The sequence below is a fragment of the Acinetobacter sp. HR7 genome (genome assembly GCF_000773685.1).
Taxonomy (GTDB): domain Bacteria; phylum Pseudomonadota; class Gammaproteobacteria; order Pseudomonadales; family Moraxellaceae; genus Acinetobacter; species Acinetobacter thermotolerans.
In genome coordinates, this window is record NZ_JPQO01000108.1 from 1 (window position 1) to 1,451 (window position 1,451).

The following is a 1,451-nucleotide window of genomic DNA, read 5'->3' on the forward strand; positions in this document are numbered from 1 at the left end:
ACAAACCCGGTACGGTTCATGCCATCTGTATGCATGAAGAAGACTATGGCACCATGTGGAAACATTATGAGTTCCGCACCGGGGTATTTGAAGTCCGTCGTTCACGTCGTCTGGTGATTAGTTTCTTCTGTACTGTGGCGAACTATGATTACGGTTTCTACTGGTACCTCTATCAAGATGGCACGATTCAGCTTGAAGCCAAACTGACCGGTATTATCCAGACTTCTGCAATTACTCCAGGGCAAGTACCAAATGGCGGTAAAGTTACTCCTGAAATCTATGGCCCAACCCATCAGCATTTCTTTAGCGCACGTTTACATATGCAAGTCGATGGTGACGGTAACTCCGTGACCGAGACTGAGGCGACACCTTTGCCTATGGATGAAAATAATCCGAAGGGTATTTTGTTTAAAACCACTACCACCACGTTTAAGACCGAACTGGAAGCATGTCGTGAGGCTAATGGTGCAACAGGGCGTTTCTGGAAAATTATTAATCCAAATGTGAAAAACCATGTTGGTAACCATCCAGGCTATAAACTCGTGGCTGAACATAACCCGATTATTCTGGCGCATCCTGACAGCTGGACGGGTCGCCGGGCTGGTTTTGCACGCAAGCATCTTTGGGTAACACCATATGCACCTAAAGAACGTTATGGTTCAGGTGAATATCCGAACCAGAATCCGGGGGATGGCTTACCAGTCTGGGTACAGCAAAACCGTAATATTGAAAACAAAGACTTGGTTGTATGGCATACCTTCGGGCACACGCATATTTGCAAGCCGGAAGATTTCCCAGTGATGCCTGTGCAGTATGTTGGCTTTAAGCTGCAGCCGAATAACTTCTTTGAACTGAATCCGGCCATGGATTTACCTGCAGGCAAAGACCATGCCAGCGTTCAAGATGGTGTTTCACATTGCTGTCATAAAAATGATTAGTCCATAACAGATCAAACGGCAATGTCATCACATTGCCGTTTTTTAAGGAGGCGCTATGAATCATTCAGATATGAACCATGAGCATATGCATATGTCTCACCATTCGATTGATACTGCTATGGTATCAGGCCATGCCAGTACGCACCCTGAGACTACTGTATCTAGTTTATGGACATTCTCCAACAGCATTGAAACTGTATTGATTGTGCTGTTTATTGGATTTGTTATTTTAAAAAGTGATGCATGGAAAAATCATAAACTGATCTTGAGCCTGACGGCAGTATGGTTTTTCTTAAGTATGCATCCACTGACAGACAGCTTAGCTCGCCATTCAGTCTGGCTGCACTGTTTGCAAAGCAGTTTGATTCATCATCTTCTCCCTCTGGCTTTGTTCTTATCTATTCATACTCAAACCGCTCAAGTTCATGCTCAGCCGCAGGTGAAAACAGCAGGATTGATGATTATCAACATTATTACATTTAATTTAATGAGTTAGGACTTACGCACTATTAT

The 1,451-nt window shown here is 43.8% G+C and carries 1 protein-coding gene and 1 pseudogene; both read left to right on the top strand.

Annotation, left to right across the window (positions count from 1 at the left end):
- Positions 1 to 938 (top strand): annotated as a pseudogene (locus tag GW12_RS05760) (tyramine oxidase); the annotation flags it as partial.
- A gap of 55 nt (positions 939 to 993) precedes the next feature.
- Positions 994 to 1,434: a hypothetical protein gene (locus tag GW12_RS05765; protein ID WP_034584675.1), complete on the top strand. Its 441-nt coding sequence runs from the start codon at positions 994 to 996 to the stop codon at positions 1,432 to 1,434.
- Positions 1,435 to 1,451 lie beyond the last annotated feature (17 nt).

What these genes read in the sequence shown, in the direction of transcription:
- GW12_RS05765 (WP_034584675.1), top strand. Translation starts at nt 994, where the DNA reads ATGAATCATTCAGATATGAACCATGAGCATATGCATATGTCTCACCAT.